General features: G+C 63.9%; 13 protein-coding genes and 3 tRNA genes. 2 read left to right on the top strand and 14 right to left on the bottom strand.

The window, feature by feature from the left end; translation table 11 throughout:
- Positions 1 to 14: 14 nt before the first annotated feature.
- The 9 genes from KWG56_RS05055 to KWG56_RS05095 form a co-directional block, all read right to left on the bottom strand.
- Positions 15 to 3,368, bottom strand: a complete 3,354-nt coding sequence (locus tag KWG56_RS05055; protein ID WP_244999649.1) for an autotransporter domain-containing protein — start codon at positions 3,366 to 3,368, stop codon at positions 15 to 17.
- Between the two features lie 532 nt (positions 3,369 to 3,900).
- Positions 3,901 to 3,977 (bottom strand) — tRNA-Arg (locus KWG56_RS05060).
- A 21-nt stretch (positions 3,978 to 3,998) separates the two neighbouring features.
- Positions 3,999 to 4,304 (bottom strand): ETC complex I subunit, encoded by a 306-nt coding sequence (locus KWG56_RS05065; protein ID WP_219353953.1) that lies wholly within the window; start codon positions 4,302 to 4,304, stop codon positions 3,999 to 4,001.
- A 75-nt stretch (positions 4,305 to 4,379) separates the two neighbouring features.
- Positions 4,380 to 4,456: transfer RNA gene (locus KWG56_RS05070), tRNA-Pro, on the bottom strand.
- A 45-nt stretch (positions 4,457 to 4,501) separates the two neighbouring features.
- Entirely contained in the window at positions 4,502 to 4,981 is a 480-nt protein-coding gene (locus tag KWG56_RS05075; protein WP_219353954.1) for a DUF192 domain-containing protein, read from the bottom strand.
- A 23-nt stretch (positions 4,982 to 5,004) separates the two neighbouring features.
- On the bottom strand, positions 5,005 to 5,526 hold the full coding sequence (locus tag KWG56_RS05080; RefSeq protein WP_201098165.1) for a cold-shock protein: 522 nt from the start codon (positions 5,524 to 5,526) through the stop codon (positions 5,005 to 5,007).
- Between the two features lie 203 nt (positions 5,527 to 5,729).
- Positions 5,730 to 5,804, bottom strand: a tRNA-Glu gene (locus tag KWG56_RS05085).
- Between the two features lie 89 nt (positions 5,805 to 5,893).
- A complete protein-coding gene (gene recJ / locus KWG56_RS05090) occupies positions 5,894 to 7,711 on the bottom strand; it encodes a single-stranded-DNA-specific exonuclease RecJ (protein ID WP_219353955.1) in 1,818 nt (605 codons plus the stop codon).
- A 38-nt stretch (positions 7,712 to 7,749) separates the two neighbouring features.
- The gene (locus KWG56_RS05095) at positions 7,750 to 8,211 is read right to left on the bottom strand and encodes a hypothetical protein (protein WP_244999650.1); all 462 of its coding nucleotides are present in this window, start codon (positions 8,209 to 8,211) and stop codon (positions 7,750 to 7,752) included.
- An 83-nt stretch (positions 8,212 to 8,294) separates the two neighbouring features.
- On the opposite strand from KWG56_RS05095, the gene phaC reads away from it, so the two are divergent.
- Complete coding sequence (phaC, locus tag KWG56_RS05100) at positions 8,295 to 10,259, top strand: class I poly(R)-hydroxyalkanoic acid synthase (RefSeq protein ID WP_219353956.1); 1,965 nt, start codon at positions 8,295 to 8,297, stop codon at positions 10,257 to 10,259.
- Positions 10,256 to 10,636: a hypothetical protein gene (locus KWG56_RS05105; protein ID WP_219353957.1), complete on the top strand. Its 381-nt coding sequence runs from the start codon at positions 10,256 to 10,258 to the stop codon at positions 10,634 to 10,636. The genes phaC and KWG56_RS05105 overlap by 4 nt, the downstream gene beginning before the upstream one ends.
- On the opposite strand, the gene msrB is transcribed toward KWG56_RS05105, so the two are convergent.
- From msrB to KWG56_RS05130, 5 genes are all read right to left on the bottom strand, one after another.
- Positions 10,633 to 11,136 carry a peptide-methionine (R)-S-oxide reductase MsrB gene (msrB, locus tag KWG56_RS05110; protein WP_219353958.1) on the bottom strand — a complete coding sequence of 168 codons (504 nt, stop codon included), beginning with the start codon at positions 11,134 to 11,136 and terminating at the stop codon, positions 10,633 to 10,635. The two genes, KWG56_RS05105 and msrB, sit on opposite strands and share 4 nt — an antisense overlap.
- Positions 11,137 to 11,189: 53 nt before the next feature.
- On the bottom strand, positions 11,190 to 12,125 hold the full coding sequence (argC, locus tag KWG56_RS05115) for an N-acetyl-gamma-glutamyl-phosphate reductase (protein ID WP_219353959.1): 936 nt from the start codon (positions 12,123 to 12,125) through the stop codon (positions 11,190 to 11,192).
- 100 nt (positions 12,126 to 12,225) lie between these two features.
- A complete protein-coding gene (gene rpsI, locus KWG56_RS05120) occupies positions 12,226 to 12,717 on the bottom strand; it encodes a 30S ribosomal protein S9 (protein WP_201097390.1) in 492 nt (163 codons plus the stop codon).
- A 2-nt stretch (positions 12,718 to 12,719) separates the two neighbouring features.
- Positions 12,720 to 13,193: a 50S ribosomal protein L13 gene (rplM, locus tag KWG56_RS05125; RefSeq protein ID WP_201098169.1), complete on the bottom strand. Its 474-nt coding sequence runs from the start codon at positions 13,191 to 13,193 to the stop codon at positions 12,720 to 12,722.
- Positions 13,194 to 13,392: 199 nt separating this feature from the next.
- Positions 13,393 to 14,484: a COX15/CtaA family protein gene (locus tag KWG56_RS05130; RefSeq protein ID WP_219353960.1), complete on the bottom strand. Its 1,092-nt coding sequence runs from the start codon at positions 14,482 to 14,484 to the stop codon at positions 13,393 to 13,395.
- Positions 14,485 to 14,487: the final 3 nt, after the last annotated feature.

The raw sequence follows: 14,487 nt of genomic DNA on the forward strand, positions 1-14,487 counted from the left end.
GGATGTGACGCGGTTCAGAACTTCACGTTCAGGCGCGCGAACAGCTTGTTGTCGTTGTAGTCGTCCTGATAGACGCCCGCATATCCGACCTCGACGTTGGTGCGGTCGTTGGCCTGGATGTTGACGCCCAGACCGGTGAGCAGCGCGTCCTGACCGATGTTGGCGCCTGCGACCTGGAAGATCGGACCATCAGCGAATTTGGCGCGGAATTCCGGGCCGTCGTCGTTGAAGTCATGGCTCCAGGCCAGGTGGGTGACCGCGGTCAGCGTCGGACGACCCGCGCCTTGCGACAGGATGGTCTCGGTGCGGAAACCGGCGGTGACCAGATCCGCGACCTGCTCGACGCGACCCGACAGGGCCGCATCGCCGCCCACCTCAGCCACATCCGCATGATAGTCGACGCGGGTGTAGTTGGCGTAGGGCTCGATGGTGCTGGCGCCGAATGAGGCGCGCCAGGCGATCTCGCCATAAGCCTGCCAGCCCTTGCCGTCGTAGTGACCGGTCAGCTGGTTGCTGAACTGGTTCAACGCGGCCGTGCGGTTGGTGCGCAGATTGGCGTCGATCCACGATCCGCCGACGCGCAAGGCGAAGGCCCCGGCGTTCATGCCGCCATAAAGGCCGATGTGCTGGTTACGTGCGGTGCCGCTGGAACGCAGGCTGTTGGCCGTGATCTCCGTGCGGGTTTCACCGACGGCCAGACCCAGGTGGGCGCGGCCGGACCATGCCTTCTCCAGACCGGCCAGATAGCCGGTAGAGTCGGCGCGGTAGCCTGCCAGTTCGTTGTCGCCATCAAACTCGCCGTTGCCGAAGACGCCGGAAGCCCAGGCGTTGACGCCCCGGCCTTCGGTTTCATTGGCGGCGGCGCCGCGTCCGCGTTGCAGCATGGCGTCGCGGATATAACGGCTGTCCGACACCGCAACGCCGCCCAGAGAGGCGTGAACCTCGCCGGTCAGGCTGCTGAGCGCCGCCGTGACGTTGGCCACACTGCCGTCCAGGATCGCGTTTTCCAGCGCCAGATCGCCAGTCGTGTTCTGAACCGTCATCACGTCCAGCGCACCGCCGACAGCCCTTTCATTAGGCGTTTTGCCGACCGAGGCGATCAGCACATCGTTACGCAGCAGGGTCAGCACGACGGTGTTGTTGGTGTAGGTCAGGGTCGGTTTCAGGAAGCCCAGATCACTGGTGGAGCCGTCAAACTTGCCCGTCACCCCACCCGTCGCATTCACGATGTTGAGGCGTGTGCGCAGGTTCCAAGTGCCTTGGTCCGCCTTCAGAATGACGTTGCCGCCGTTCAGAATGGCTTTTCCGCCGACCTGAAGCTTCGAATAGGCCGTGCCGTTGACGGCCGAACGAACCCACAGGAACGAACCGGGGTTGAACGTGGCGTCGCCTGTCACCGTAAGCGTGCCGAACGGGTTGGCGGCGGTGCCGGGCGCTACGACGCCGCCTGCATCCGCAGTCAGATTCGCCAGGGTTCCGGTGCCGCCGATGATGCCGACATCCGCCACCGTCGTGTTCGAACGAAGGATCGCGCCGTTGACGGTCAGCAGACCGCCCTCGACCCGCGTCACGCCTGTGTAGTCGATGTTGCCGGTCAGAACGAGTTCACCCCCGCCCTTCTTGACCAGGCCGCCGATGTCGTCCGGGAAATCCGCCAGGACTTCAGCCGAATACCGATCGCGTGCATCGCCGATGTTGTTGGTCCAGACATCCACCGTGCCGACATTGACGGTTACGTCGCGAACGTCACGCAAAGCCGTCGGCCCGCCCAGCGCCACGTCCATCTGCGGCGCGCCCCAACCGGACTTCAAGTCCACGCCGGGCGTATCCAGATCTTTCGAGCTGGACAGCAGAATGTCGGTGATCAGCGCCGTACTATACTCGGGGAAGGCTTCCATGAGCACCGCGGCGAAGCCGGAGATGTTCGGCGCCGCCATCGAGGTGCCCGTATAGACTTCGTAACCTGGGCCCGTGAACTTGACGATGGTGTCCAGCCGGCGAAGGAACTCGTCGTTAGCCTTGGTCAGAACATCTCGCGAGAAATCTTCGCTCAGCAAGGCGACGTTGTTGGCGTTCGAAAGAATATTCCCCATCAGCGAGGTCACGCCGTCTGGCGTATTGATCAGGGCGCCGGCGACGAAAGTCACGGCCACCAGTTCGTCCACCACCCGTTTACGCGCCGCCTGTTCATCAAACGGCTGTCCCAACCGCGCCGCGAGCGCCTTCTGGTTGAGGTAGTTATTCAGGGCGTTCAATACACGAGTCTGCGCCGCCGCATTCAATTGAGCGACAGTGCGTGCGTTATAGAGTGTGGAGAAAGAGGCTACCGGGAAGGCCGCCAGTAGAGCGGGAATATTGTATTCATATCCTGGCACGGAGGAAATGATGTCCGCGCCAGGCCCGGCGACACAGTACGTCGCGGTGCGGCCGCACAGGCTGGATGATGGGTCCGGCAGCAGGCTTTCGTTATAATTGACGACCGAGAGCCAGTTCGACCTTAGTTCCGGCGCGGCCAGGGGAATCACTGCCGTAGCCCCCGCGTGCACGCCGCCGCCATTGCCCGCCGAGAATACGACCAGGACATCATTCTTCAGAATCGGATCGAAAAAGTCTTCGTAGTCGTCGCCGAGATTAGCTAGGACCGTCTGAAGCGACGCATCGAATCGAACGCTGGTCTGCGACCCCCAGCTATTGTTGATGATCCGTACCTTGCCGGTTTCCGCCAGGTCGATGATATTGTCATACGACGTCTGAATGTATTTTCCGTCGATGATGGCGTCACGCCACCAGAGGAAGTCACCTGCCGCGAAGTTGGCGGTGGCGGCATAAATATTGGCGCCATACGCGTTGCCGAACATCAGGCCATCGGTTGTCCGGTTCCCTGCGGCGGTGCCGGCGACGTGAGTTCCATGCCCTTCCCACGGGCGGCGCGGGTTGATGGCGCCGTCGTTGCCGTAGTCGGATGGAACTTCAGTATGCAGCCCGGTAATCTTCCCCGCCGTCTGGAACAGCGGGTGATTCATGTAGATCCCGGCGTCGTTAATGCCGATCGTCTGGCCCTTGCCGCTCAGGCCGCGTGCATAGGCATGCTCCAAACCCAGGAAGCGTTTGGAATAGTCAACGGAGAACTGGGCGTCCGCGCGCCAGGACTCAATAGCAGCCGTATAGTCAGCGGTGCGGCTGCCATCCGCCATATAGTAAAGCTCGCCAGTCGGCGTCGGCACCGGTGTTGACTGGGCGTGAGCGTTACCCGCCCCTGCGCCAAGCAGCACTGTAGTCGCTGCTGCCGCTAGTAGCAGAGTTCTGGTGGTGTACGTCATAGCCCCTCGCAAACAATGTAATGCCAAATGCGTCAGCCTTGGGAACAAGTGCGACGCAAATGTGTCTGATCAAAGTGAAATTACGTAAAGGCGCCTGTCAACCCTAACCTAAGTATGATGGCATTATGCGATAGACTTGTTTCGTTAATGCAGGGTCGCTTGCAATAGCTACGCTGCGCCGATTTGCGTATTTTTACTGGGTAGCCATGCCGCAGCTATGCCATTTCGGGGTAAAAATTACCCCAATGACGCCTTGTGAAGCTCGCTTCTGAGCAAATATATTCGGCAGAGGAACGGTTCACTAAGTGTTCGGGCTAGAGGCACGAAATTTCGCCGCACTCATCCAGTTGTCACCTGTCAGGCGCCTGGCCTAGAAATGTCGGAGACGTCTGATCGCAAACTCAGACTGTATCGCCTGTGACATATTGCCCAAGCAAACCAAAACCAAGGCGCAGGAGCCCTCTCCTACAGCGCTGGCTCAGCTTCAGAAGGGATGCCTATGAAGCTTTGCAGGGCTTGTCGGCTGGTCACTAGGTGCGACGTGCATCTCGATTGTTGCAATCTTATCCGGCTAAAGCCGTGGCGCGCCCTGCAGGACTCGAACCTGCAACATCCCGCTTAGAAGGCGGGTGCTCTATCCGGTTGAGCTAAGGGCGCCTGACGCGGAGTGCCGGGCGTTTAGTGCGTCCAGGACTGCTTGCGGTTGGTGGCGAAGTTGTCGGCGTAAGCCTTGATGATCAGCGGCGGCTCGTTCGGCTCGTGCAGGCGGAACGGGATGCCGTGGCGTTCGGCGTAGGCGACGGCCTCTTCTTTCGAATCGAAGCTGAGGCGAACCTGGCCCTTCATGTCGCTGGAGCTGGTCCAGCCCATCAGGGGGTCGATCGTGCGGGCCGAGGCGGGCTCGAAGTCCAGACGCCAGTCGCGGCTCTTGGCCTTGCCGGACTGCATTGCGGTCTTGGCAGGGCGATAGATGCGAGCGAGCATGGAGAAATCCTCAGCAAAGGCGGTCTTGCGACCTGCCATAACGCGCGCTGGATGGATAATCCAGCGGCCTTCCGTTGGTCGGGGCGAGAGGATTCGAACCTCCGACCCTCTGGTCCCAAACCAGATGCGCTACCAGGCTGCGCTACACCCCGGACCGAACGGAGCGCTCTATTGGCACTTCGCGACGTGATCCGCAATCAGGGTTTGAAATAAGAATGCACGACCTTGTCGCCCGGCTTGGCGCCGATTTCGTCGGCGCGCCCCGCCCGCAGCTCCAGCACCCCGTTCGCAGGCCCGTTTGACGGGATGGGCGCCTCAGAAAACGGCGTGGCGTGGGCCGCAATCGAGACGATTTTCCCCTGTGGATCAATATAGATGATGTCCAGCGAACTGGGCGTATTGCGCATCCAGAAGCTTTGCTCGCGCGCCGGTTCGCCCGGCCATTCGAACAACATGCCCCGGTCGTCCTCAAGCGGAGGGCGGAACATCAGGCCCCGCTGACGCTTGGGTTCGGTGTCGGCGATCTCGACCCAGAAGTGATGCTCGCCGCTGGCCGTGAAGATCGACAGGCGTTCAGTGGGATCGCCATTCGGCCCCACGGGCCCCTTGGCCGCACAGCCCATCAGGCCCAGCGCCAGAACGCCGGTGAGCAGGAAACGTCTTGTTGCGCCGATCATGCGCCCTCCCAAGGGCGGTGAAATCAGCCGCCCGTTCTGATGTCCGCGACCACCAGCCCCTTGGGGCCATCGGCGAATCGCACCTGAACCGTGTCGCCGGGAACCAGTTCGTCCAGACCGCAGCGACGCAGGGTTTCGATGTGGACGAAGATATCGCCCGCCTCGCCGTTGCGCACGACGAATCCGTACCCCTTGGTGCGATTGAACCATTTGACGACCGCAGGCTCCAGCGAGCCGCCGACCGGCGGAGCGGAATCGGCGACAGCCGCGGGTGCAGGTTTTCGGGCAGCGACGAGCGGCGCGCCCTCCCCCAGGTGGTGGATCTCCACCGCCTGCCAGCCTTTAAGCCGTTTGACGCAGTCGCAGGTGATCGGCGCGCCCTCATCGGCGTTTTCGCGACCGCTGTCCCGCAGGCTGCTGACATGAAGGAGCACATCGCGCAGTTCGGTCAGCGTCGGATCGTCCGGCACGATGAAGCCGTAGCCCTTCGTGGGATCAAACCATTTTACGCGCCCGACGACACGAACGGTCTCCGCCGTTTCCATCACTGGGTATTCAGACAAGATATTAGCCCCCGCCCGTTCCTCTTACGGGTTCGCGGCCATTTAACACCGTTCCGCGAATCTTTGAAAAGCCGAAAATGCGTCTAATCCGTGTGTCCGCACACGGAATACGCGCAACCGTTGTGAAGGAATGAGGTTTTGCGTGGAAATACAGTGGCCTGGAGGCGCAACTGAAACCGCCCGCGTGGCAGTCCCTAGGGGAGTCGAACCCCTCTTTTCAGGTTGAAAACCTGACGTCCTAACCGATAGACGAAGGGACCGCTGCGCGGGAGAGCGGGCGATATAGCCGCGCCTTCCGGATGGCGCAAGCATGTTTTCCAGTTTTTTCGAAGCCAGCGGTTTCCGAGGCTTAGCCCTGGATCATGCGCGGATCGGACACGTCCTCAATCTCGAACTGAACACCGCGCCGACCATTCCAGTCGTCGGCTTTCAGCCGCCCGACAATGCTCAAGCCCCCCTGCCCTGACAGCAGCGCCTGTCCGCCCGGTAGATCGGCGCAGCGCCAGGCGATGGCGCGTACAGAACTGCCGTCGGGGCCGACCAGACGGCACCGGACATGGCCGCCGTTCATCTGCACGGGTTCACGCGCCTGCACCCCGGTCAGGGCGAAGACGGGTTCAGGGTTGGCGGGACCGAAGGGCGCCAACTGTTCGAAGGATTCGAACAGGGCCCGGTTTGCGCCCGCCGGTTCGATCAGGGCGTCTATCTCCAGCCAGTCCTGCGCCACCGCCTCGATCCGCTCATGGGCAAGCCGATCGTTGAGGAAGGCGGTCAGTTCCCCCAGACGCGCACTGTCGACCGTCAGACCGGCCGCCATGGCGTGACCGCCGCCCGCCAGAAGGATGCCCTCCTCCCAGGCCGCCTGAATGGCCCGGCCCAGGTTCATGCCCGGCTGCGAACGGCCCGAGCCCTTGCCCAGGCCCGTTACAGGATCGACGCCGACGACGATGACGGGCTTGCGCCAGCGTTCGCGCAGGCGTCCGGCGACGATGCCGACCACGCCGGGATGCCAGTCGTCGCCCGCCACGACGACCACAGCCGATTCGTCGGCATGGGCGCCGGTCGCCTCGACCTTGCGCACGGCGGCGTCGGTGACCGCCTTCTCCACATCGCGGCGTGACAGGTTCAGCGCGTCCAATTCGATGGCCAGACGTTCGGCCTCGACTGGATCATCGGTGGACAGCAGCCGCGCGCCCAGATCAGAGCGCCCGATGCGTCCGCCCGCATTGATGCGCGGCCCCAGGATGAAGCCCGCGTGATTGCTCTTGGCTGGCCCCTGCTCCGCGCCGGCTGCCGCCAGCAGGGCGCGCAGTCCAGGGTTCTTCCAGTCGCTCATGACCTTCAGGCCCAGACCGGTCAGGGCGCGGTTGAAACCGGTCAGGCCGGTCACGTCGCAGATGGCGCCCAGCGCAGCCAGATCCAGCCACTGACGGATGTCGGGCTCAGGCTGATTGGCGAAGAGGCCGCGCTTGCGGCCTTCGCGGTTCAGGGCGGCCAGCAGGACGAAGACCACGCCCGCCGCCGCCAGATTGCCCTGGCCCGAGTTGCAGCCGGGGCGGTTCGGGTTGACGACCGCCAGCGCCTTGGGCGGTTCGTGGCGCATCAGGTGGTGGTCGATGACCACGACATTCAGGCCGATGCTGTGGGCGTGAGCCAAGGCCTCATTCGCCGCCGCGCCGCAGTCGACCGTGACGACCAGATCAGCGCCCGACGCCTTCAGTGTGTCGAAGGCCGCAGCACTGGGGCCATAACCTTCCTTGATCCGGTCAGGGACATAGATGGGCAGTTCCGCGCCGACTGAACGGAACCAGCGCACCAGCAGGGCTGCGCTGGAGGCGCCGTCCACATCATAGTCGGCGAAGACGTGGATGCTGGCCTTGGCTTGCAGCGCATCCAGAATGGCGTCGGCGGCGGCGTCCATGTCCATGAAGCTGGAGGGATCGGGAAACAGGGCGCGCAGGGTCGGGGCCAGAAAGTCGGTGCCCTGGTCGGCGCGAACGCCGCGTGAGGCCAGGGCGCGGGCCAGCGGCTCTTCCAGTCCCAGGCCCTGCATATGGGCGCGGGTGGTCGCGGCGTCAGCCGGTCGCTGTCGCCAGGCACGACCCGAAAGGGAGCGCGAGACGCCCAGAAATGCGTTCAGGGTTTGAGAGCCGCTATCGTCCGCCATCAGCGCATCATCGCGGGATTCTGCGTTCCCGGCGAGATTTATGGGTTCGGGCGACGGTCGATGGGCGGCGGCGCCTTGGCCCGGTCGCGCAGGGATTGGGCCAGGGCCTCGATGTCATCAGCGGTCTGAAGCGAATCAGGCGAGGTCGGAACCGCTCCGACCTGGGCGCGCGTGCGGGCGGCCAGAGCCTCGGCGTCGTCCAGCGTCCATTCGATCCGCGACACTTCGCCGCCAAGAGCCGCGCCCTTGCCTTCCAGAGAACGTACGTTCGCTGCGATCTGGGTCGGCGGCGGCAGGTCCTGCGGCGCGGTCGGGAAGTCGGTCCAGCGGGGATAGTGACGGTTGGCGTCAACCAGGGCGGCGATGCGCGGAGCCAGCGGGCCGTTCGGATCCGTTTTCGCGCTGAAGGCGGCGCCACAGCCGCTCAGGGCCAACCCGCCGCCCAGAACCGTCAGGGCGACAAGGTGAAGCTTGGTCTTTTTGCAAAACAGCGCGTTCATGTCAGGACAGGTCTTATGCCATCATCGCCTTGGGCGGAAGGGCGACGACCTTGAACCGCCGACAGGAAACGCGAAGGGCATCCATGGCCAAGTCCCCGCAGACGCCGACTGAACCCCCGGCACGCGCCCCCAGAAAGGCGGGGCGGCCTACATCGGCCAAGCCACGCCCGCCCAAAACGCCAAAGCCCGCGCCGGTCGAAGAACCCGTCGCCGCAACGCCTGAACCCAATACGGCACCCAAGCCTGAACCTGCACCTGAACCGGCCATCGCAGCCTTCCCCGGCACCGAGCAGGCGCAGCTGATTGAAACCCTGTCGATGAACCTGGCCAAGGCGGCGATGATGGCCCAGAGCGCCATCGCAGAGGCTGCGCTGAGCCAGGCCGACCGCCCCGCCGCCCTGTCCGCCGACCCGTTCAATGTCGCCCCGGCCATGAGTTCGGTCATGACCAGTCTGGCGGCCCGGCCGGAAAAGCTGTTCCACGCCCAGGCCGATCTGTTCGGCCGCTATATGGAGTTGTGGGCCTCAACCGCGCGTCAGGCAGGCGGTGAGGCGCCGACGCCCGCCCCCGCCGACAAACGGTTCAGAGACCCCGCCTGGTCCGAGAACCCCATGTTCGACATGATGCGTCGGTCCTACCTGCTGACCTCGGACTGGATGAACAGTCTGATCGCGGGCGTGGAGGATATTGATCCCACCCTGAAACGCCGCGCCCAGTTCTTCACCCGCCTGCTGACCGACGCCTTCTCGCCATCGAACTTCCTGGCCTCCAACCCGGTCGCGCTGAAGGCGCTGGCGGAGACCAGCGGCGAATCCCTGGTGAAGGGAATGCAGAACTTCGCCGCCGACCTGGAGCGCGGCGGCGGCTCGCTGCGGATCAGTCAGGCCGACTATGGCAAGTTCGTCGTGGGCGAGAATGTCGCCACGGCCCCCGGTCAGGTGGTCTGGCGCGATGAACTGTTCGAACTGATCCAGTATGCGCCGCAAGGCGAGACGCAGCACGCGATTCCGTTGCTGATCTTCCCGCCGTGGATCAACAAGTTCTACATCATGGACCTGCAGCCGGGGAATTCGCTGATCCGCTGGCTGTCGGCGCAGGGGTTCACGGTCTTCGTCTGCTCGTGGGTCAATCCCGATCTGGATAAGGCCGGGTTCGGCTTTGACGACTATCTGCAAAAAGGCATCTACCGCGCCGTCGAAAAGACGCTTGAGCAGGCAGGCGCGGAACAGCTGAACGCCGTCGGATACTGCATCGGCGGCACCCTGTTGGGCGCCGCGCTGGCGCATATGGCGGCCAAGGGTGACAAACGTGTCGCCGCCGCCACCTTCTTCGCCGCCCAGCATGACTTCAAGGAGGCGGGCGACCTGCTGCTGTTCACCGACGAGCATTGGCTGAACGAGATCGAACGCCAGATGGATGCGGCGGGCGGCGTCCTGCCCGGCGCCGTCATGGCCGAGACCTTCAACGCCCTGCGGTCCAACGACCTGATCTGGTCCTTCTTCATCAGCAACTATCTGCTGGGCAAGGACCCGCCCGCCTTCGACCTGCTGTTCTGGAATGCGGACCAGACCCGGATGCCCAAGGCGCTGCACATGGCCTATCTGCGCCAGATGTACGGGGCCAACGCTCTGGCCCAGGGCGCCTTCCAGATCGGCGGGCTGACGGCGGACCTGTCGCAGGTGTCGATCCCGCTCTATTTCCAGGCCAGCCGCGAGGATCATATCGCGCCGATGAACTCGGTCTATCGCTCGGCCCGGCTGTTCGGCGGCCAGGACGTGACCTTCACCCTGGCCGGGTCAGGCCATATCGCCGGGGTCATCAACGCCCCTGTCGCCAGGAAATACCAGCACTGGATCAACGACCAACTGCCGGAAACTCTGGCCGAATGGCAGGCGGGCGCCGTAGAGCATCCGGGCAGCTGGTGGGAACACTGGGCCGGTTGGCTGCATGAACGCTCTGGTCCGCAGATTCCGGCGCGCGATCCCGCCAAGGGACCGCTGAAGCCCATCGAACCGGCGCCGGGCAGCTATGTGAAAGTGAAGTCTTGAATCGTCTAGAACCGAACACCCTGCTGGCGATCAGCACCGCCGTCGCCCTCGCCCTTCTGATCATGACCGCCAGCGTTTTCGGCGTGCCGGGCACCGCGCTGAAATACGTCATCATCGCCGTGATCTGTTCAGTTCTGTTCGTGTCCCTGAACGGCTGGATGGCCCGGCTGATGAAGCGCCCGCCTCCCTTGCCGCTGATCCTCGCCGACGCGCCGTCGACGGCGGCCTGGGCCAGCCTGTTTCCGCTTCTGGTCATCATCGCCGCCGCGATTCCGGTCTTCTTCTCCGGCCACGATTACGGTCTGCTGATCCTTTTCGCCTCGATCTGGTTTGCGGTGACGGTCGATTCCGCCATCCGCGCCAACCGCCGTGGCTAGGCGGCCATGAATTTCAACGCCACGCCGTTGTTGCAGTAGCGCAGGCCGGTCGGCCGGGGGCCGTCGTCGAAGACGTGCCCCTGATGGCCCAGACAGCGGGCGCAGTGGTATTCGGTGCGTGGAATGCCGATGGCCAGATCGCCCTGTCGCCCGATATTGGCGGCGATGACGTCATAGAAACTGGGCCAGCCGGTGTGGGAATCGAACTTCCACGTCGAACGGAACAGCGGCAGGTCGCAGCCTTTGCAGACGAATGTTCCGGGCCGATGCTCGTCGTTCAGCGGGCTGGTGAAGGGCGTTTCGGTCCCTTGATGCCGCATCACCCGCCAAGAGGCGTCGCCCAGTCGCCGTCGCCAGTCCGCGTCCGACACGCGGCGATACGGAGAGGCGGCGTATTCCCCCTGCCCGGCCTCCGAGGTTTCGGGAGCGCAGGAGGACAGGGCGAGCGCGCCGGCGCCCATCAGAAGGCCCCGGCGATGCAGGATCAGGGACTGGGTCATGACTCCCATACGACGGGCGCCATGAAATGGTTTCAGGCCGTCCGATCACATGATCAGATCAGGCCGGTCGCCTCATCCAGACCCAGCATGATGTTCAGGTTCTGCACCGCAGCGCCCGACGCGCCCTTGCCTAGATTGTCCAGCAGGGCGACCAGCCGCGCCTGTTCGCCGTCACGGGCGCCGAAGACGTGCAGACGCAGGCGGTTCGTGCCGTTCAGGGCCTCTGGCTCAATGCCTGTCATGGCTTCGGTCTCGTCCAGATCGGCGACTTCGACGAACTGCTGGCCCTCATAGGCTTCGACCAAGGCGCCGTGGATGCGTTCGACCGACGGGGTTTCCGGCAAAGCGCCCAGATGCAGCGGCACCTCGACCAACATGCCCTGGCGATAGTTTCCGACCGCAGGGGTGAACAGCACGTCGTGGCTCAGGCCCGTGTGCCTGGTCATCTCCGGCACATGCTTGTGTTTCAGCGACAGGCCATAGGCGCGATAGGCGGTGGCGGCGCCGAGGGCTTCGAACTCGGCGATCATGGCCTTGCCGCCGCCGGAATAGCCCGACACCGCATTGACCGTGACCGGATAGTTGGCAGGCAGCAGCCCCGCCTTCACCAGCGGACGCACCAGGCCGATGAAGCCGGTCGGATAGCAGCCGGGGTTCGACACGAACTGCGAACGCGCGATCAGGTCGCGCTGGCCCGCGTCCATTTCAGGAAAGCCGTACGCCCAGCCCGGCGCGACCCGATAGGCGGTCGAGGCGTCGATCACCTTGACCGACGGGTTCTCGACCATGGCCACGGCCTCGCGCGCCGCATCGTCGGGCAGGCAAAGGATCACCGCGTCAGCGCTGTTCAAGGCTTCGCGGCGTGCATCGACATCGCGGCGTCGGTCGCCCAGCAACAGCAGCTCCAGATCCGGGCGGGCTTCCAGCCGCTCACGGATTTCCAGGCCTGTCGTTCCGGCTTCGCCGTCGATGAAGATGGTGTGGGTCATCTGAAACTCCTGCCTTTCTTCCCGTACGGGAGAAAGACGCAAGAAAAAGGGCGCTCCGGGTCTCCCCGAAGCGCCCCAAATCCAAACCGCGTGAACGCGATTAGCGCTTCGAGAACTGGAAGCTGCGGCGTGCCTTGGCGCGGCCGTACTTCTTACGCTCGACGACGCGGCTGTCGCGGGTCAGGAAGCCGTGCGGCTTCAGAACCTTGCGCAGTTCCGGTTCGAAATGCGTCAGGGCGTGCGACAGGCCGTGGCGGATAGCGCCAGCCTGGCCCGACAGGCCCGAACCTTCGACGGTGCAGACCACGTCGTATTGCGTGGCGCGGTCCGAGACGGTCAGCGGTTGAGCGATCATCATGCGCAGCACGGGACGAGCGAAATACTGCTCCTGGTCTTTGCCGTTGATGGTGATCTTGCCGGTGCCGGGTTTAACCCAGACGCGGGCGATGGCGTTCTTACGCTTGCCGGTCGAATAGGCGCGGCCCTGTGCGTCCAGCTTCTGAACGTAAACGGGAGCGTCGTTCTCGACCGAAGAGCTCAGGCCCTTCAGGGCGTCGAAGCCGGTGGCGGTGTCTTGCGTCGCGTCAGTCATGCTCAGGCGCTCCGGGTGTTCTTGGCGGACGCCGACTTGAAGTCGATCGTTTCCGGTTGCTGGGCTTCATGCTCGTGTTGGCTGCCTGCGAACAGACGCAGGTGCGTCAGTTGCTTGCGGGCCAGCGGGCTTTCCTTGGGCAGCATGCGCTCAACAGCCTTTTCGAGCACGCGCTCGGGGAAGCGGCCGTTCAGGACCTTCTCGGGGGTCGTCGACTTGACGCCGCCCGGGTGACCGGTGTGGCGATAGTAAACCTTGTCGGTGTTCTTCTTGCCGGTGAACACCACCTTGTCGACGTTGGTGACGACGACATAGTCGCCGCAGTCAACGTGCGGGGTGTAGTCGCCGCGGTGCTTGCCGCGCAGACGGTTGGCGATGAAGGTCGCGAGACGGCCCACGACGACGCCTTCGGCGTCGATGTGGATCCATTTCTTCTCGACCTCGGCCGGCTTCAACGAAGCCGTAGTGCTCTTCAGCATGAGGGGGTTCCTGGAGACGAAAATCGGGTCCGGCCCCCGAAGGAACCGAATGAAGGCGCGCTGATACAGGAGGCGTTCAGCAGCGTCAACGTCGGCGTGCGCGGCTATTTCATGTTATCGTATTGAAAATACGTAATATTTCTAATGTGGTATTAAAATACCCGACAGTTCAGCATCTAAATGAACCCTCAAGCGCCTAAAGACGCGGGCCCGAAATGAAGATGCGGGCCTGTGCGCGCAGCACCAGCCACAGGTTCGCTGTCGCCACGCCCAGCACCACAGCGGCGCCGCCTTGGTGCAGCACGCCCAGCCAGACTGGCACCGCGTTCATCAATGTGGCGATGCCCAGCAGGGCCTGCAGCCAGATCACGCCCGCCAGCGTGAACGCGGCCAGCCCCATGCCTTCGGCGACGCGCCAGCGCCACGCCTGGAAGGCGTAGATGGTCGCCACGATCAGCAGCACATAGGCCACGACGCGGTGATTGAACTGGGTCAGGGCCTGATCATGCAGGAAGGCGCCCGCGCCCTGGCTCCAGTCGGCAGGCGGCAGGACCGCGCCGTTCATCAGCGGCCAGTCGGTATAGACCAGCCCGGCATGACCGCCGGCCACCAGGGCGCCCAGCAGGCACTGCATGAAGACCAGGCCGAGCAGGACCACAGCCCCCCTCGCCCATCCCGCAGGCGGACGCCCGTGATCCTCGCCGTTCCAGGCCTCAAGCCCGGTCCAGATCAGGGCGGCGAACAAAACGAAGGCCAGACCCAGGTGGGTCGCCAGACGCTCCGGCGCGACGCTGACGCGTTCCGACAGACCGCTGGACACCATCCACCAGCCGATCAGGCCTTGCAGTCCGCCCAGCCCCAGAAGGACCACGCAGCGCCAGACCAGACGATCCGGCATGGCCCAACGACGGAACACCGACCGCTGCGGGAACAGGCGGCAAACCAGGAAAAAGACCAGCGGCAGGGCGAAGACGACGCCGATCAGGCGTCCGATCAGGCGATGCAGCCATTCCCACCAGAAGATGCCCTGAAACTCACCCAAGCTCATGCCCGCATTGATCTGGGCGTACTGGGGGATCTGCTTGTACTTCTCGAAGGCGTCGGCCCATTGGGCGTCGGTGATCGGCGGGATGGCGCCCATGATGGGCTTCCACTCCGTGATCGACAGGCCAGAGCCGGTCAGGCGGGTGATCCCGCCGATGACCACCATCAGAAAGACGATGGCCGCACTCGCAAACAGCCAGATGGCGACGGCCTGATTGCGATCTGTATTTCCGAAACGGTTCATTCG

It is taken from the genome of Brevundimonas nasdae, assembly GCF_019395145.1.
Lineage (GTDB): Bacteria > Pseudomonadota > Alphaproteobacteria > Caulobacterales > Caulobacteraceae > Brevundimonas > Brevundimonas nasdae.